General features: G+C 75.2%; 14 protein-coding genes and 1 pseudogene. 4 read left to right on the forward strand and 11 right to left on the reverse strand.

Annotation, left to right across the window (positions count from 1 at the left end):
• Nucleotide 1: 1 nt before the first annotated feature.
• The 9 genes and pseudogenes from FSW04_RS23930 to FSW04_RS23970 all read right to left on the reverse strand — a co-directional run bounded on the left by FSW04_RS23930 (nt 2) and on the right by FSW04_RS23970 (nt 8,724).
• Nucleotides 2-526, reverse strand: a complete 525-nt coding sequence (locus FSW04_RS23930; protein WP_146922845.1) for a hypothetical protein — start codon at nt 524-526, stop codon at nt 2-4.
• 32 nt (nt 527-558) lie between these two features.
• Nucleotides 559-1,278: a hypothetical protein gene (locus tag FSW04_RS23935; protein ID WP_146922847.1), complete on the reverse strand. Its 720-nt coding sequence runs from the start codon at nt 1,276-1,278 to the stop codon at nt 559-561.
• A 113-nt stretch (nt 1,279-1,391) separates the two neighbouring features.
• The gene (locus FSW04_RS23940; protein WP_146922849.1) at nt 1,392-2,087 is read right to left on the reverse strand and encodes a GntR family transcriptional regulator; all 696 of its coding nucleotides are present in this window, start codon (nt 2,085-2,087) and stop codon (nt 1,392-1,394) included.
• Nucleotides 2,088-2,107: 20 nt separating this feature from the next.
• Nucleotides 2,108-2,857, reverse strand: coding sequence for an SDR family oxidoreductase (locus FSW04_RS23945; protein ID WP_146922851.1), 750 nt, complete (start codon nt 2,855-2,857; stop codon nt 2,108-2,110).
• 183 nt (nt 2,858-3,040) lie between these two features.
• Nucleotides 3,041-5,394, reverse strand: a pseudogene (locus FSW04_RS28790) (glycoside hydrolase family 65 protein).
• Nucleotides 5,391-6,098 (reverse strand): HAD family hydrolase, encoded by a 708-nt coding sequence (locus FSW04_RS23955; RefSeq protein ID WP_146922853.1) that lies wholly within the window; start codon nt 6,096-6,098, stop codon nt 5,391-5,393. The pseudogene FSW04_RS28790 and the gene FSW04_RS23955 overlap by 4 nt, the downstream one beginning before the upstream one ends.
• A gap of 29 nt (nt 6,099-6,127) precedes the next feature.
• A complete protein-coding gene (locus FSW04_RS23960) occupies nt 6,128-7,429 on the reverse strand; it encodes an acyl-CoA dehydrogenase family protein (protein ID WP_146922855.1) in 1,302 nt (433 codons plus the stop codon).
• Nucleotides 7,430-7,472: 43 nt separating this feature from the next.
• Nucleotides 7,473-8,045: a DedA family protein gene (locus FSW04_RS23965; RefSeq protein WP_146922857.1), complete on the reverse strand. Its 573-nt coding sequence runs from the start codon at nt 8,043-8,045 to the stop codon at nt 7,473-7,475.
• A gap of 19 nt (nt 8,046-8,064) precedes the next feature.
• Entirely contained in the window at nt 8,065-8,724 is a 660-nt protein-coding gene (locus FSW04_RS23970; RefSeq protein WP_146922859.1) for a TetR/AcrR family transcriptional regulator, read from the reverse strand.
• A gap of 111 nt (nt 8,725-8,835) precedes the next feature.
• On the opposite strand from FSW04_RS23970, the gene FSW04_RS23975 reads away from it, so the two are divergent.
• Nucleotides 8,836-10,296, forward strand: a complete 1,461-nt coding sequence (locus FSW04_RS23975) for an MFS transporter (RefSeq protein ID WP_146922861.1) — start codon at nt 8,836-8,838, stop codon at nt 10,294-10,296.
• Here FSW04_RS23975 and FSW04_RS23980 read toward each other — a convergent pair.
• A complete protein-coding gene (locus FSW04_RS23980) occupies nt 10,293-10,901 on the reverse strand; it encodes a TetR/AcrR family transcriptional regulator (protein ID WP_187369061.1) in 609 nt (202 codons plus the stop codon). The two genes, FSW04_RS23975 and FSW04_RS23980, sit on opposite strands and share 4 nt — an antisense overlap.
• A gap of 115 nt (nt 10,902-11,016) precedes the next feature.
• Between FSW04_RS23980 and FSW04_RS23985 the strand changes: the two genes are divergently transcribed.
• From FSW04_RS23985 to FSW04_RS23995, 3 genes are read left to right on the forward strand one after another with little or no spacing between them, the layout of a single operon-like run.
• Nucleotides 11,017-11,949 (forward strand): hydroxymethylglutaryl-CoA lyase, encoded by a 933-nt coding sequence (locus FSW04_RS23985; RefSeq protein ID WP_146922865.1) that lies wholly within the window; start codon nt 11,017-11,019, stop codon nt 11,947-11,949.
• Nucleotides 11,946-13,811, forward strand: a complete 1,866-nt coding sequence (locus FSW04_RS23990) for an acetyl/propionyl/methylcrotonyl-CoA carboxylase subunit alpha (protein WP_146922867.1) — start codon at nt 11,946-11,948, stop codon at nt 13,809-13,811. Before FSW04_RS23985 ends, FSW04_RS23990 begins: the two co-directional genes overlap by 4 nt.
• Nucleotides 13,808-15,343 (forward strand): acyl-CoA carboxylase subunit beta, encoded by a 1,536-nt coding sequence (locus FSW04_RS23995; RefSeq protein WP_146922869.1) that lies wholly within the window; start codon nt 13,808-13,810, stop codon nt 15,341-15,343. Before FSW04_RS23990 ends, FSW04_RS23995 begins: the two co-directional genes overlap by 4 nt.
• 6 nt (nt 15,344-15,349) lie before the next feature.
• Here FSW04_RS23995 and FSW04_RS24000 read toward each other — a convergent pair whose 3' ends face one another.
• Nucleotides 15,350-16,519 (reverse strand): hypothetical protein, encoded by a 1,170-nt coding sequence (locus tag FSW04_RS24000; protein WP_146922871.1) that lies wholly within the window; start codon nt 16,517-16,519, stop codon nt 15,350-15,352.
• Between the last annotated feature and the right edge of the window lie 13 nt (nt 16,520-16,532).

Below are 16,532 nucleotides of genomic sequence, written 5' to 3' on the forward strand. Positions count from 1 at the left end.
GCTACCAGATGCCACGCGGCGAGGCCGGCACGGGCGGGCGCGGCACCGGCCGCACGACCGGGTAGGCGAACAGGTGGGCCTCGGGCCGCTGCGGTCCGGCCTGCGGTGACGGCGTCGAGTGGATCATGGGGCGAGCCTCCCACCGGTCCCCGGGTGCGCCCAGCGGGCAGGCCGCCGAGCGCATGTGCGGTCTGCCACACCCTCGGCGGGCGGCCCGCTCAGCCCCGCAGCACGACGTGCAGGACGCGGGCGTGGGCCGGCCGGCGCCTCGCCGTGGCCGAAGCGGGACGGTCACCGTCGAGGGCACGCCGGTCGACAGCGTGCCGCCGACGTGGCCGACGCATACGGCGCGCCGCGGGGTCTTCTTCGCCAGCCCCTGGCGGCGGGCGTCGACGGTGCTGCCCGACACGTACGCCGGGGCGCCGATGACCGTCGCCGCGTCGGGCACGTCGTTGACCGGTGCCGCCGAGGCCGCGGCGGCGGGCACGAGCACCAGGACGGCCAGGAGCGCGGGGAGCGGTCGCATCCGGTGGGCCTCGACGCGCACGGGCCGGGTCCTCACCGCGGCGCGGGCCCGCGGCGGGTCACCAGGCCGCACACGAGGTAGTCGGCGCCGGGCGCGAACGGCCAGCGCCACAGGCGCATCGCCTGCACGTGGGCGCCCGCGCGCCGCGTCGCCAGCCACGGGTCGCAGCCGTAGGGCGGCGAGCCGCCGCGGGCGCGCCGCAGCGCCGCCCCCGGGTCGTGCCGGGCGAGGGCCAGCACGTCCTGCAGCGCGAACGGCTGGGGATGGCCGTCCCACCAGCCCAGCAGGTCGTGGAGCACGACGACGACGCCGCCGGGAGCCGAGGCGTGCAGCCGGGCGACCACCGCATCGGTCAGCGCCTGGCCGTCGCGCAGCAGCACGCCGTCGATCTCCCCGCCGCCCAGGCCGCGGCGGCGCAGCGCGGGGTACAGCAGCTGGGTGAGGACGAGGTCGGCGATCACGACGTCGTAGGGCGCGGCGCCCAGCGGGCCGGCGGGGACCTGCGCAGCCCCGGGCGCGGGCGGGCCGGGCGCCGCGGCGACCAGCGCGTCGGCGCGGCCGTCCGTGAGGTCCTCGACGAGGGCGTGCACCCGCCGCCGCCCGCGCCGCACCCCGCGCCGCGCCCGGGTCAGCGCGGCGGCGTCGAGGTCGAGCAGGTCGACGCGCGACGCGCGGCGGGCCAGGCGCCCGAGCGGGAGGTCGTCGCCGTTGCCCGCACCGGCGACGAGCACGCGCGACCCGGGGGCGACCACGCCGTCCAGCAGCGCCCAGGCCTGCTCGCGCGCCGGGCGCCAGCGCCCGCGCCGCGCGCGGCCCCCCTTGGCGTTGTTGGCGCTGTTGGCCTCCCGGACGCCGGCCGTGGCGCTCAGTCGGCCGGCTCCTCGAAGAAGTCCGGGTGGGCGGCGCGGATGTGCCCCAGGCCCGAGAGCACCATGCGCAGGTGGTGGCGCAGCGCCTCCTCGGCCCGGTCGGGATCGCCCGCGGCCACCGCGGCGACGACCTGGCGGTGCTCGGCGACCATCTCGCCGAGGTAGCCGGGCTCGGGCAGCGAGAGGCGGCGCACGCGGTCCAGGTGCCCGTTGGCGCGGCGGCTGAGGTCCCAGGCGATCTCGTGGCCGCTGAGCTCGCACAGCGACCGGTGCAGCGCCTCGTCCAGCCCGTCGAACGCCTCGGCGTCGCCCGCGGCCTGGGCGCGGTCCTGCGCGGCCAGGTTGGCCTGCAGCTCGGCCAGCGCGTCCTCCCCCGCCCGCTGGGCGGCCAGGCGGATGGCCGCGCACTCCAGGGCCTCGCGGACGAACGCGGCGTCGGCCACGCCCTCGGTGGAGATGAGCGTCACGAACGTCCCCAGCTGCGGGACGATCGCCACCAGCCGCTCGTCGCGCAGGCGCACGAGCGCCTCACGCACCGGGGTGCGGCTGACCCCCAGTAGCTCGGCCAGCTCGTTCTCCGACAGCCGCCGGCCCGGCTCGAGCTCGGCGCTGATGATGGCCTCGCGCAGGGCGAGGTAGACCTGATCACGCGCCGACCCGCCGCTGGCGCGCTCCCCGAGGGCGATCCGCATCGCGGGAGGCTACAGCGGCCTCACCAGCTGCGGGTGAGCCCACCGTCGACGAGCAGCCGCTGGCCCGTGACGTAGGCGGCCGGCTCCGAGCACAGGAAGACCGCGGCGGCCGCGATCTCCTCCGGCGTGCCCAGCCGGCCGGCGGGCACCTCGGTCCGCGCGCGCTCCTGCGCGGCGTCCATCCCGCCCTGGGTGGAGGCGAGGCGGTCGGTGGCGATCCGGCCGGGCAGCACGCTGTTGAGCGTCACGCCGTCGGCGGCCACCTCGCGGGCGAGATGCTTGAAGGCCGCCAGGAGGCCGGGGCGGTTGGCGTTGGAGAGCTGCAGGCCGGCCAGCGGCTCCAGCGCCGCGCTGGAGGAGACCCCCACCACGCGGCCGAAGCCGCGCTCGCGCATGCCCGGCAGCACGCGGCGCAGGATGGCCATCGGCGAGACGACCAGGCTGCGGTGCGCGGCCTCCCACTGCTCGTCGGTGAAGCCGAGCGGGTCGGCGCCGGCGGGCGGGCCGCCGGTGTTGGCGACGTAGATCTCGATCGGGCCGAGGTCGCGCTCCACGCCGTCGACCAGGCCGTCGACCGCGCCGAGGTCGGCGCTGTCGAACACGAGCGCGCGACCGCCGATCGCCTCGGCCACCGCGCTCGCGTCGGCCTGCGTGCGCGCGGCGACCGCCACGCGCGCGCCCTCGGCCGCCAGGCCCTCGGCGATCGCGCGGCCGATCCCGCGCGAGCCGCCGGTGACCAGCGCGACACGTCCCCGCAGTCCGAGCTCCATGTCCGAAGCCTGCCAGCAAGCCCGGCGCCACGGCGACGTGAAGCGCCCGACGAGCCCTTCGAGGTCCTGCGCGCGGCGTCGCTGATCGTGCCGATCGCACCGGCTTGCGGACCTCCACGGCCACGACGGCGGCCGGCATTCGCCCGGCGCCCGGGCCGGTCAGCCCTGAGACATCCTCAGGGGTCAGCCGGACCCGCGCCGGCGCGGGGCGCGGCCCGGCGGCTGCCGCGGAGCCGGGCCCTCGGGGACCGGCGTCAGCGGCCGTGTCTGCGGCCGGCCCGCGCGCACGACGACGTCCTGGCCCTCGTGGCCGACCGTCAGCTCGTCGCCCTCCTCCAGCACGTAGGTCGCCGTGCCGCGGCGCACGGCGACGGCCAGGCGCCGCCCCCGCGCGGTGAGGCGGAAGACGAGCCCGTCGACGCCGGCGGGCAGCCGCGGTGCGAAGCTCAGCCGGCCGCCGTGGTCGCGGAAGCCGCCCAGGCCGGCGACGATCGCCAGCCACGTGCCGGCCAGCGAGGCGATGTGCAGGCCGTCGCGGGTGTTGTGCTCGATGTCGTGCAGATCCATGAGCGCGGCCTCGCCCGCGTAGTCGTAGGCCAGCCCGAGATGGCCCGTCTCGGCCGCGACGATCGCCTGCACGCAGGCCGACAGCGACGAGTCGCGCACGGTCAGCGGCTCGTAGTAGGCGAAGTCGCGGACCTTCTCGTCGTGGGTGAAGCGGTCGCCGCAGGCGTATAGCGCGAGGACGAGGTCAGCCTGCTTGATGACCTGCTTGCGGTACAGGTCGAAGTACGGCGCGTGCAGCAGCAGCGGGTAGTCCTCGGGGCCCGTGGTGTCGAAGTCCCAGGGCGCGTGCTTCGTGAAGCCCTCGGCCTGCGGATGGACCTCGAGCCGCGAGTCGTAGGGCACGTGCATCGTGTCCGCCGCCCGCCGCCAGGCCTCGAGCTCGCGCGCGTCGACGCCGAGCGCCTGCGCGTCGCGCGGCAGCCGCCCGGCCAGGTCGACGGCGGCCGAGAGGTTCCGGGCGGCCATGAGGTTGGTGTAGACGTTGTCGTCGCTCAGCGCGCTGTACTCGTCGGGGCCGGTGACGCCGGGGATGCGGAAGGCCCCCACCGCGTCGTGATGGCCCAGCGAGCGCCACAGGCGGGCGGTCTCCACGAGGATCGGCAGCGCCACCTCGGCCTCGAACCCCGGGTCGTCGGCGACCGCGAGGTAGCGCACGACGGCCGCCGCGATGTCGGCGTTGACATGGAAGGCCGCTGTGCCCGCCGGCCAGTAGCCCGAGCACTCCCGGCCCGCGATCGTCCGCCACGGGAAGGCGGCGCCGGCCAGGCCGAGCTGGGCGGCCCGCTCGCGCGCGGCGGGCAGCGTCGCGTGGCGCCAGCGCAGCGCGTCGGCCACGGCCCGGGCGTGACGTAGCTCAGCACGGGCAGCACGAAGGACTCCGTGTCCCAGAAGGCGTGGCCGTCGTAGCCGGCGCCCGTGAGGCCCTTGGCCGCGATGGGCCGGCGCTCGGCGCGCACCCCGGCCTGGAAGACGTGGAACAGCGAGAAGCGCACGGCCTGCTGGAGCTGGGCGTCGCCCTCGATCTCGACGTCGGCGCGGGTCCAGAAGTCGTCGAGGACCTCGCGCTGGGCGGCGCACAGCCCGTCCCAGCCCGTGTGGCGCGCCTCGGCCAGGCTGCCGCGCACCTGCGCGCGCACCGACGGCAGCGAGCGGCTGCCCGACCAGCCGTAGGACAGGTACTTGAGCACGCGCAGCCGCGATCCGACCGGGATGTCGGCGGCCACCGTCACGCGGCCGACGTCGCCGGCGGCCTCCACGTCGACGTCGTAGCCGTCGGGGCCCGCGATCTCGTGGTCCATCGCCGCGGCCATCCGCAGTCCGCTGCGGCGGGTGTGGTGGGCCAGCAGCACGCCGAGCTCGTGCTGGTAGTGCTGCTCGGCGACCAGCGGGTGGTCCATCGTCGCCGCGGCGCGCGGGTCGCCGTCGGCGTGGCGCTGGACGCCGCCGTTGGCGATGAGCTCGGACTGCACGACGAGCCGCGCCGCCTGGCCGACGGGCTCGACCTCGTAGAGGATCGCGGCCACGCCGCGCTGCGTGAAGGACACCAGGCGCGTGGAGGTCACGAGGACCTCGCGGCCCGCGGGCGAGCGCCAGTGTGCCCGGCGGCGCAGCACCCCGCCGCGCAGGTCGAGCACGCGCTCGTGCTCCAGCAGCCGGCCGTAGCGGACGTCGAAGAGCTCGTCGTCGACGAGCAGCCGCAGCGGCTTGCCGTCCGTCACGTCCAGGACGGTCTCGCCGGCCTCCGGGTTGCCGTAGGCCGGCTCGGCGTAGGGCAGCGGCCGCTCCTCGTGGAACCCGTTGAGGTAGGTGCCGGGCAGGCCGGCCGGCTCGCCCTCGTCGAGGTTGCCGCGCAGGCCGATGTGCCCGTTGGCCAGCGCGAAGATCGACTCGGTCTGGGCGAGCACGTCGAGGTCCAGGCGCGTCTCGCGGATGGCCCACGGGTCGTTCTCGAAGCAGGGGTGGCCGATCACGTCAGGTCGGCCAGGTCGTCGACGACCACGTCGGCGCCGTGCGCGCGCAGGGCGTCGCGCTGGCCGACGCGGTCCACGCCGACGACGTAGCCGAACCCGCCGTCGCGCCCGGCCTGCACGCCGGCCAGCGCGTCCTCGAAGACGGCGGCGCGGTCCGGTGGCACGCCCAGGCGCCGCGCGCCCTCCAGGAAGCTGTCGGGCGCGGGCTTGCCGCGCAGGCCGAGATCGCGGGTGACGTGCCCGTCGACGATCTCCTCGAACAGGTCGAGGATGCCCGCGGCCTGCAGCCCGGCGCGGCAGTTGGACGACGAGGACACCACGGCGCGGCGCAGCCCGGCGTCGCGCGCGGCGTGGACATAGGCGATCGAGCCGTCGTAGGCCTGCACGCCGTCGCGCTCGATGATCTGCTGGACGAGCTCGTTCTTGCGGTCGCCGAGCCGGCGGACCTCGTCGTCGTCGACCTCGATGCCGCGCGAGGACAGGAAGCCGCGGACGCCGTCGTCGCGCGGCAGCCCGTCGACGTGCTCGTCGTAGTCGGCGTGGGCGTCGAAGGGCACGAACTCCTCGCCCGTGCGCCGGGCGCGGTCGCGCAGGTACTCGTCGAAGAGCTGCTTCCACGCGGCGGCGTGGATCTTCGCGGTCTGGGTGAGCACCCCGTCGAGGTCGAACAGGCAGGCGGTCACGGGGTCCGGGAGTCCGAGCATCGTCGGCTGGCTACCCGGCCCCGCCGGACTCAGTCGTTGGCCGTCACCGCGTCCAGGACCGCCGCGAACTTGCGGCGGGCGTCCTCGCGGCGCGTCGGGACGTGCTCGGTGGGGACCTCGCCCTCGGGCGCGCTGTAGCCGCGCAGCACCTGGCGCGCGACGGACTGGCGATGGACCTCGTCGGGCCCGTCGTAGATCCGCGCAGCCCGCGCGTAGCGGTACATCGCCTCCAGCGGCAGGTCGGTCGAGTAGCCCAGGCTGCCGTGGGCCTGCAGCGCACGATCGATGACGTCGTGCAGCATCTCGGCGCCCGCGTACTTGATCATGCTGATCGGCGTGCGGGCCGCCGCGACGCCCTGGGTGTCCATGACCCACGCCGCGTGCAGCGTCATGAACCGCGCCGCCTGCATCTGCGCCGCCGAGTCGGCGACCCAGTTCTGCACGGTCTGGTGCTCGGCCAGCGTCTTGCCGTGCGCGACGCGGTAGGTCGCCCGCTCGCAGAGCATGTCGAAGGCCCGCTGGGCCACGCCCAGCCAGCGCATGCAGTGGTGGATCCGCCCCGGGTACAGCCGCTGCTGGGCGATGAGGAAGCCCTCGCCCTCGCCGCCGAGGCGGGCCGACGCCGGGATCCGCACGTCCTCGTAGAGGACCTCGGCGTGGCCGCCGAGCTTGCCGAAGGACTCCCACGGGTGCTCCATCGTCGGCACGTCGCGCAGGATCTGCACGCCCGGCGTGTCGACGTCGACGACGAACATCGAGGCACGCTGGTGCGGGCGCGCCTCGGGGTCGGTGACGGCCATGACGATGAGGAAGTCGGCGATGGACGCGTTGGAGGAGAACCACTTGCGGCCGCTGATGACGTAGTCGTCGCCGTCGCGTGTCGCGCGGGTGCGCAGCAGCGTCGGGTCGCTGCCGGCCGTGTCGGGCTCGGTCATCGAGAACGCCGACTTCAGGTCGCCGGCCAGCAGCGGCTCGAGGTAGCGCTCCTTCTGCTCCGGGTTGCCGGCGAGCGCCAGGATCTCGCTGTTGCCCGAGTCCGGCGCCTGGCAGCCGAACGCGTTGGGGGCGAACGGGCTCGTGCCGAGCACCTCGTGCAGCAGGCCGAGCTTGACCTGGCCGAAGCCCTGCCCGCCGAGCTCGGGGTCCAGGTGCGCGGCCCACAGCCCCTGCCGGCGCACCTCGGCCTGCAGCGGGGCGTAGATGCGGTCCAGGGCCTCCTGGGAGAGGTCGTGGGCGACCGTCTCGATCGGCCACACCTCCTCGCGCACGAACTCGCGTGCCCAGTCGAGCTTCTCCGCGTAGTGCGGCTCGGTGCTGAAATCCCAGGCCATGCGGGCATCCTCGCACGTCGCGGGGGCGCCGCGGGAGGGCGGCTCAGGGCCCGGCGTGGCGGCGGTGGCGCAGGAACAGGCCGACCGCCAGGACGATGGCCACCACGACGAGCGCGCCGACGCCCACGTCGCGGATGATCGCCCCCACCGCGTCACCGGCGACGTAGGCCAGCACGCCGACGGTCGCGGCCCACGAGATCCCGCCCAGCGCGTTGAACGCCAGGAACGACCGCCAGCGCATGCGCGTGATGCCGGCCAGCCACGACGCCCAGACCCGCAGCCCGAGGATCCAGCGCCCGAAGAACACGGCCTTGGGCCCGTGGCGCTCGAAGAACGGCTCGCCGACCTCCAGCACCCGCTGGCGCTGGGTGGCGAAGCGGCCGGGGCGCTCGAGCAGCCTGCGGCCGCCGCGGCGGCCGATGAGGTAGCCGAGGTTGTCGCCGATGATCGCCGCCGACGCGGCGACGACGATGACCAGCGCGAGGTCGAGCTGGCCCTGCCCGGCGAGCACGCCGGCGGCGATGAGCGCCGTCTCGCCCGGGACGGGCACGCCGCCGGACTCGGCCATGACCAGGCCGAAGAGCGCGGGGTAGCCGACGTCGTTGGCGAGGCTCATCGGCCGCGATCCTGACGGATCAGAGCCGAGCGCAGCGCATCGTCTGCTCGAACTGCTCCTGGCTGAGCGCGGGCGTGGCCAGCGGCGTGACGCCGCGGCGCTCGGCGCGCAGACCGTCCAGGACGATGGGGAGCATGCGCCGCCAGACCTCCGGCGCGACGTCGGTGGCGTAGATCCCGGCCGCGCCGACCATGAACTGCAGGAGCGGGATGTCGGTGGACTCGACGTCGGCGCGCAGCGAGCCGTCGGCCTGCGCGCGCTCCAGGATGCGCAGGACGAGCGGCTTGATGCGCTCGCGTACGGCGGCCACGCGCTGGCGGCCGTGCACGGAGCTGAAGACGATCTGCTGGAGGCCGCGGTCGGCGGTGTGGCGCTCGCACGCGCGCTCCATGAAGTGCGTGAAGCCGGTCCACGGGTCCTCGTGGGCCAGCGCCTCCTCGGCGAGCGAGACGATGCCGGCGATGCGGTCCTCGAAGAGCGCGTCGATGAGCTCCTCCTTGACCGGGAACCGCCGGTAGACGGTGCCGACGCCCACTCCGGCGCGGCGGGCGACCTCGTCGAGCGTGACGTCGAGCCCGGCCTCGGCGAAGAGCTCGGCGGCCGCCTGCAGGATCCGCTGCCGGTTGCGCTCGGCGTCGCGGCGCAGCGGGCGGTCGGCCGGCGTGGCGTCCGTGCTCATGCGGCCAGCGTAGCGGAAGTGGAGGATGCCTCTCCATTTAGTGCTACCGTGCCGACACCGAAGTTGAGATGACTCCTCCGTTTCGCCCCCGACCCACCCGACCTTCCCCACATGACCGAGCACGCCGATCCGCACCACGCCCGCCGCTGGCTCATCCTCGCCGTCCTCGGCCTGGCCCAGCTCATGGTGGTCCTCGACGCCACGATCGTGAACATCGCGCTGCCCTCCGCGCAGAAGGCGCTGGAGTTCTCCAACGACAACCGCCAGTGGATCGTCACCGCCTACGCGCTGGCGTTCGGCTCGCTGCTGCTGCTCGGCGGGCGCATCGGCGACCTCTTCGGCCGCAAGTGGGTGTTCATCGTCGGCCTCGGCGGCTTCGCGATCGCCTCCGCGCTCGGCGGCACGGCGCAGAGCTTCGGCGTCCTCGTGATCGCCCGCGCCCTGCAGGGCGCGTTCGGCGCGCTGCTGGCCCCGGCCGCGCTGTCGCTGCTGACGACGACGTTCACCGAGCCGGAGGAGCGCAACAAGGCCTTCGGCGTCTTCGGCGCGCTGGCCGGCAGCGGCGCCGCCGTCGGCCTGCTGCTCGGCGGCATCCTCACGGAGTACCTGTCCTGGCGCTGGTGCCTGTACGTCAACCTCGCCTTCGCGGGCGTGGCCATCGCCGGTGCCGCGACGCTGCTGACCAACCAGCCCCAGCACGACAAGCCGCGGCTCGACATCCCGGGCACGCTGACGGCGTCGGCGGGCCTGTTCGCCCTCGTCTACGGCTTCTCACACGCCGCGACGTCGAGCTGGTCGAACGCGACGACGATCGGCTTCCTGGCGGCCGGCGTGGTGCTCCTGGCCGTCTTCGTGGTCCTCCAGCGCCGTGTGGCCCATCCGCTGCTGCCGCTGCGGATCGTCCTGGACCGCGACCGCGGCGCCTCGTACCTGGCCGTCGGGCTCTCGGGCATCGCGATCTTCGGCGTGTTCCTGTTCCTGACGTACTACCTGCAGCAGAACCTCGGCTTCTCGCCGATCGAGTCCGGCCTGGCGTTCCTGCCGATGACCTTCGCCATCATGATCTCGGCGACGACCTCGCAGACCCAGCTGCTGCCGCGCGTCGGCGCCCGCCCGCTCATCGGCTCCGGGATGGTCCTGGGGTGCATCGGGATGATCTACCTGACGGGGATCGCGCCGCACTCCAGCTACGCGTCGCACGTGCTGCCCGCGCTGCTGATCATGGGCGTCGGCTTCGGCCTGATCTTCGCCCCGGCGATGAGCATCGCGACGCTGGGCGTCGAGCCCCACGACGCCGGCGTCGCCTCGGCGATGGTCAACACGATGCAGCAGATCGGCGGCTCGATCGGCACCGCGCTGCTCAGCACGCTGGCGGCCAGCGCGTCGACCTCCTACCTCCAGACGCGCCGCCCGTCGGCCGACGTCGTGGCCCAGGCCGCGGTCCACGGCTACACGACCGCGTTCTGGTGGTCGGCCGCGATCTTCGCGATCGCCGCGGTCGTCTGCACCGCCCTGCTGCGTCCGGGCGTCCAGGCGCCCGCGCCGGCGGGCGAGCCGGTGTTCGCGCACTAGCGGCCCTGCACCCCCAACAACAGGTCCACGAACCCGTCGGCGACCTGCTCGGCGGTCAGGCGGCCGCGGGGGCGGAACCACTGGGGCGTGTGGTTGACCATGCCCAGCAGCGCGAGCAGCGCGAGGCGGCGGTCGCCGAACGCGAACGCCCCCGCGCGCTCGCCACGCAGCAGCACGTCGTCGAGCAGGTCCTCGAACGCCTTGCGGCTGGCGCGCACCGCGCGCCACTGGGGCTCGTGCTCGAGCACGTGGCGCTCCTGCTGGAAGACGAGCATGTGCGCGCGGTGGCGCCCGACGTGCTCCACCCACATGCGGACGAGCCCGCGCAGCTCGTCCTCGGGCGCGAGCTCCTGCGCGCGGAGCTCGCGCGCCGCGGCCAGCAGCGGGACCATCAGCTCGTCGCAGATGGCCACGAGCAGGCCGGCCTTGGACCCGATGTAGTGATACAGCCCGCCGGCCGCCAGCCCCGTGGCGTCGGTGAGGTCCTGCATCGAGGTCGCGTGGTAGCCCTGGCGGGCGAAGACCTCGGCCGCCGCGTCCACCACCTCGGTGCGCCGGCGCTCGTAGCGCTCGCGCAGGGCGGGTCGGGTGGGCGGGGCGGGCACGGGGTCGCGGCGGAGGGTCGGGGTCCGAACGACCATTCGAACTTCGAACGGTCCTTCGGTATTGTCGCCGCATGGTGTCACAGGCGACGCAGGTCCGCGAGCCCCGGAGCCCACGATGAGCGCGCCCTCGCTCCCGGGGCGCGTCCTCGTCCGCGAGGTCGGCCCCCGCGACGGGTTCCAGAACGAGCCCGAGGTCGTCCCGACCGACGACAAGGTCCGGCTCATCGACGCGCTGGCGCGCACGGGGCTGCGCCGCATCGAGGTCACCTCGTTCGTGCGCGCCGACGTCATCCCCCAGCTCGCCGACGCCGCCGAGGTGCTGCGCCGCATCGACGTGCCCGACGGGGTGGCCGTGTCGGTCCTGGTCCCCAACGAGCGCGGGCTGGACGCCGCCCTGGCGCTCCGCGACCGCTTCGACGAGGTCAGCGTCTTCCTCTCGGCCTCCGAGACCCACAACCGGCACAACGTCAACCGCAGCGTCGAGGCCTCGCTCGACGGCCTGCAGCGCGTGCTCGGCCGGGCCCGCGAGGCCGGGCTGCGCTGCGAGGCCGTCATCTCGACCGCGTTCGGCTGCCCCTACGAGGGCGCCGTCGACGAGGACCGCGTCCTGGACATCGCTCGCCGCCTCGTCGCCGACGGCGCCCAGGAGATCGGCTTCGGCGACACGACGGGCATGGCCAACCCGCTCGGCGTCGGGCGCTTCTTCACGCGCGCCGCGCAGGCGCTCGGCGACGACGTCCAGCTCACCGCGCACTTCCACAACACCCGCGGGCAGGGCCTGGCCAACGTCCTGGCCGCCCTGCAGGCCGGGTGCGCGTCGCTGGAGTCGAGCTTCGGCGAGCTCGGCGGCTGCCCGTTCCCGCCCGGCGCGACCGGCAACGTGGCCACCGAGGACGTCGTCTCCATGCTGCACGAGATGGGCATCGAGACCGGCGTCGACCTGGCCGCCGTGCTCGAGGCCGCCCGCGCCGTGCGCGACGTGCTCGGCCGCCCGCTCGGGTCGCACACGCTCACGGCGGGACCCGTCGACTGGAGCGGCACGGCATGAGCCTGCATGACCTCGGCCCGGTGCTGATCGCCAACCGCGGTGAGATCGCGATCCGCGTCGCGCGCACCGCCCGCGCGCTCGGCCTGGAGACCGTCGGCGTCATCACCGCCGCCGACCACGACCCCGCCCACCCCGCCGCGCACGCCGACGCGGTCGACGTCGCCGTGGCGGTCGAGTCCTATCTCGACCCGGCCGAGCTGCTGCGCGCCGCCGCGGTCGCCGGCGCCCGCTCCGTGCACCCGGGCTACGGCTTCCTCTCCGAGAACGCCGGCTTCGCCCGCGCGGTCGCCGAGGCCGGGCTGACGTGGATCGGCCCGCCCCCGCAGGCCATCGAGCTCATGGGCGACAAGGCGGCCGCCAAGGAGGCCGCCGCGGCCGCCGGCGTGCCCGTGGTCCCCTCGGGCGATGACGGCGGGATGCCCGTCATCGTCAAGGCCCTGGCCGGCGGCGGCGGCAAGGGCATGCGCGTCGTGCGCGACGCCTCCGAGCTGGAGGCCGCGACCGCCGCGGCGCGCCGCGAGGCCCAGGCGGCCTTCGGCGACGACCGCGTGCTCATCGAGCGCTACCTCGAGCGCCCCCGCCACCTCGAGATCCAGGTGTTCGCCGACGCCCACGGCACCTGCGTGCACCTCGGCGAGCGCGAGTGCTCCCTGCAGCGCCGCCACCAGAAGGTCGTCGAGGAGGCGCCCTCGCCCGTCGTCGACGCCGCGCTGCGCGCCCGCATGGGCGACGCCGCGGTGCTGCTGGCCAAGGCATGCAACTACGTCGGCGCCGGGACGGTGGAGTTCATCGCCACCGGCGACGCGAGCGAGTTCTACTTCCTGGAGATGAACACCAGGTTGCAGGTCGAGCACCCGGTCACCGAGCTCGTCCACGGCGTCGACCTGGTCGAGCACCAGCTGCGCGTCGCCGCCGGCGAGCCGCTCGCGCTGCGCCAGGAGGAGCTCGTCCCGCAGGGTCACGCGATCGAGGCGCGCCTGTACGCGGAGGACCCGGCCGCCGGCTTCCTGCCCGCCACGGGCACGGTGCGCGTCTACCGCGAGCCCACCGGCGAGGGCGTGCGCGTGGACTCGGGCATCCGCGTGGGCAGCGACGTCGGCACGGCCTACGACCCCATGCTGGCCAAGGTCATCGCCCACGGACCCGACCGCGCGACCGCGCTGGCGCGCCTGGACCGGGCGCTGGCGACCTTCGACCTGGCCGGCGTGACGACCAACGCCGCGTTCACCCGCGCGCTGCTGGCGCGCGACGACGTCCGCGCGGGCGAGCAGGACACCGGCCTGCTGGAGCGCGTGCTCGCCGACCTGGCCGTCGACCCGCCGCCCGACCTGGTCGCCGCCGCGATGCTCGCCGCCGCGGGCACGGGCCGGCCCGCCGGGCCGTGGCAGCGCACGCTGGCCGGCCACGGCGAGGCGCGCGTGGGCGACGGCCGCGTCACGGTCGACGACCGCGAGTGGGCCGCGACGGAGGTCGCGCTCGGCGACGACGGGATCGCGCACATCGCCCTGGACGGCGTGCGCCGGCGCTACGCGGTGGCCGTCGGTCCCGACACGGTCTGGATCGGCCGCGACGGCCACCACCTCGAGGTCGCCACCGAGCGCCGCGCCCACGACGGCGCGGGCGCGCTGTCGGGCTCGCTGGAGGCGCCCATGCCGGGCACCGTGCTGCTCGTGCACGTCGCCGACGGCGACGCCGTCGCCGAGGGCGACGTCCTGCTCGTCCTGGAGTCGATGAAGATGGAGCTGTCGATCACCGCGCCCCACGCGGGGACCGTCGCGGGGCTGGACCTGGCGCCGGGCGACCGCGTGACGCTGCGCCAGCCGCTGGTGGCCGTCGTGGCCGAGGAGGAGGGGAACGCATGAGCACCGCAGCCGACACGTCGCATCGGGACGAGCACCTCGAGCTGATCGCCGACCTGGAGGCGCGCCTGGAGCGCGTGCGCGCGGGCGGCGGCGAGCGGGCGCGCCGGCGCCACCTTGACCGCGGCAAGCTCCTGGCGCGCGACCGCGTGCGCTGGCTCTGCGACCCGGGCGCCCCGTTCCTGGAGCTGAGCACGCTGGCCGCCGAGGAGCTCTACGACGGCGACGCTCCCGGCGCGGGCGTGGTCACCGGCATCGGCCTGGTCAACGACCGCCGCGTCGTCGTCGTGGCCAACGACGCCACCGTCAAGGGCGGGACCTACTACCCCATGACGGTCAAGAAGCACCTGCGCGCCCAGGAGATCGCGGTGCACAACCGGCTGCCCTGCGTCTACCTCGTCGACTCCGGCGGGGCGTTCCTGCCCATGCAGGACGACGTGTTCCCCGACCGCGAGCACTTCGGGCGCATCTTCTACAACCAGGCGACCATGTCGAAGGCCTCGATCCCGCAGATCGCCTGCGTCATGGGCTCGTGCACCGCCGGCGGCGCCTACGTGCCGGCGATGAGCGACGAGACCGTCATCGTCCGCGACCAGGGCACGATCTTCCTCGGCGGGCCGCCGCTGGTGAAGGCGGCCACCGGCGAGGTCGTGACCGCCGAGGAGCTCGGCGGCGGCGACGTGCACGCCCGCACCAGCGGCGTCGTCGACCACCTCGCCGTCGACGACCGCCACGCGCTGGAGATCGTCCGGCGCATCGCGGGCACCCTGCCCGCCCCGCCCGCGCCGCCCTGGGAGCGCCTGCCCCCGCGGCCGCCGGCGCTGGATCCCGAGACGATCCTCGACGTCGTCCCCGTCGACGCGCGCACGCCCTACGACGCGCGCGAGGTCATCCGGCGCATCGTCGACGCCGGCGAGCTCCAGGAGTTCAAGGAGCTCTACGGCACGACCGTCGTCACCGCGTTCGCCCACCTCGACGGCCACCCGGTCGGCATCATCGCCAACAACGGGATCCTGTTCAGCGACTCCTCGCTGAAGGCCGCGCACTTCATCGAGCTCTGCGACCGCCGCGGCATCCCGCTCCTGTTCCTGCAGAACATCTCCGGGTTCATGGTGGGCAAGGACTACGAGGCCGGCGGCATCGCCAAGGACGGCGCCAAGCTCGTCACCGCGGTCGCCTGCGCGCGCGTGCCCAAGATCACGGTCGTCGTCGGCGGCTCGTTCGGCGCGGGCAACTACGGCATGTGCGGGCGCGCCTACTCGCCGCGCTTCCTGTTCATGTGGCCCAACGCGCGCATCAGCGTGATGGGCGGCGAGCAGGCCGCGACCGTGATGCGCGAGGTCGGCCAAGAGGAGGTCGGCGCCCAGCTCAAGGACCAGTACGAGCACCAGGGCCGGCCGGTCTACTCCACCGCCCGGATCTGGGACGACGGCATCATCGACCCGCGCGACACCCGCGCCGTGCTGGCCCAGGCCCTGGCCGCCTGCGCGGGCGCCCCGCTCGGTGAGCTGGGCTACGGCGTCTTCCGCATGTAGCCCCGCTCAGCCGCGCAGCTGCAGCGCGACGGCCAGGCGCCCCGACGGGAAGGCCGGGGCGGTGAGGTGCACCGTGCGCAGGCCGGGCCCGTGCAGCGCCACGCTGCCGGGCACCAGGCCCGCCGGCCCGCGCAGCACCACGCCGGCGCCGGTGAAGCGGTGCATGAGCTTGATGTAGCCCGTGTCGTCCTGGACCGACAGCGTGACCCGGCCCAGGACGTGCCCGGACGTGGTGCGCAGCGTCCGCGAGGCGGGCGCGAGCACGTAGGGCCCGCCGACGTCGCCGACGAGCCGCCCGTCGGCTGCGACCGCGCGGATGCGCACGACGTGCAGGGTGCGCTGGCGGAAGAAGCGGATGATCGCGGCGCGCAGCGCGACGGGGTCGTTGGCGGCCACGGCGTGCAGGAAGCCGCGGTCCGTCGCGACGTGGCGCAGCACGCGCCGGGCCTGGGCGCCGCCGGTCTCGGAGGCCAGCAGGCGCAGGCCCGCGCTGCGGACGACCTCCCCGCGGGTCGCGGCCGGCGTCGCGCCGCAGCGCACCTGCGCCCCCTGGCCGATCACGAGGGCCACGCGCATCGGGCCCGACGGGTAGGCCGTCGCGGCGAACGACGCCGTGCCGTGGGCGTGCGGGCCCATGACCACGTCGGCGCCGGTCACCGTGCGCGTGATGCCGGCGATCGCCGCGTCGCTGGTGACCGACATCACATAGCGGCCGACGGGATGGCCCGCCGGGTCGCGGATGAGGCCGTGCACGGGCGCGGGCGCCGGGCTGTGGCCGACGTCGGCGAGCAGGTGGACCCCGCGGGTGATCCGGATGCGGTGGATCTGGTTCTTGAGCAGCGGGTGCAGCGCCGCCATCGTCGCGGCCGGGTCCCCGGCGTACACGGCACGGGCCAGGGCCTGGGAGCGGGCGAGCCGCCGCCGGGCGCTGACCACGTTGCGCCCCGCCGCGGCCTGGCGGTAGATCCGCTGGGCGATCGTGCGCAGCTCGCCGGCGACGGCGGCCGGGCACGAGGTGGCCGTGGCGGTACCGGCGGCCTGGTGCGCGGCGGCCTGGGCCGCCGGGGTGCGGTGCCCGGCGGCCGCGCTCCCGCAGCCGGCGAGGACGAGGACCGCGGCGGCGGCGGCCAGGCGCATGACCGGGCGCGTGACGCGGGGACGGGTGCAGGGGGGCATCGGCCGCCAGCGT

It is taken from the genome of Baekduia soli, assembly GCF_007970665.1.
Taxonomy (GTDB): Bacteria; Actinomycetota; Thermoleophilia; order Solirubrobacterales; family Solirubrobacteraceae; genus Baekduia; species Baekduia soli.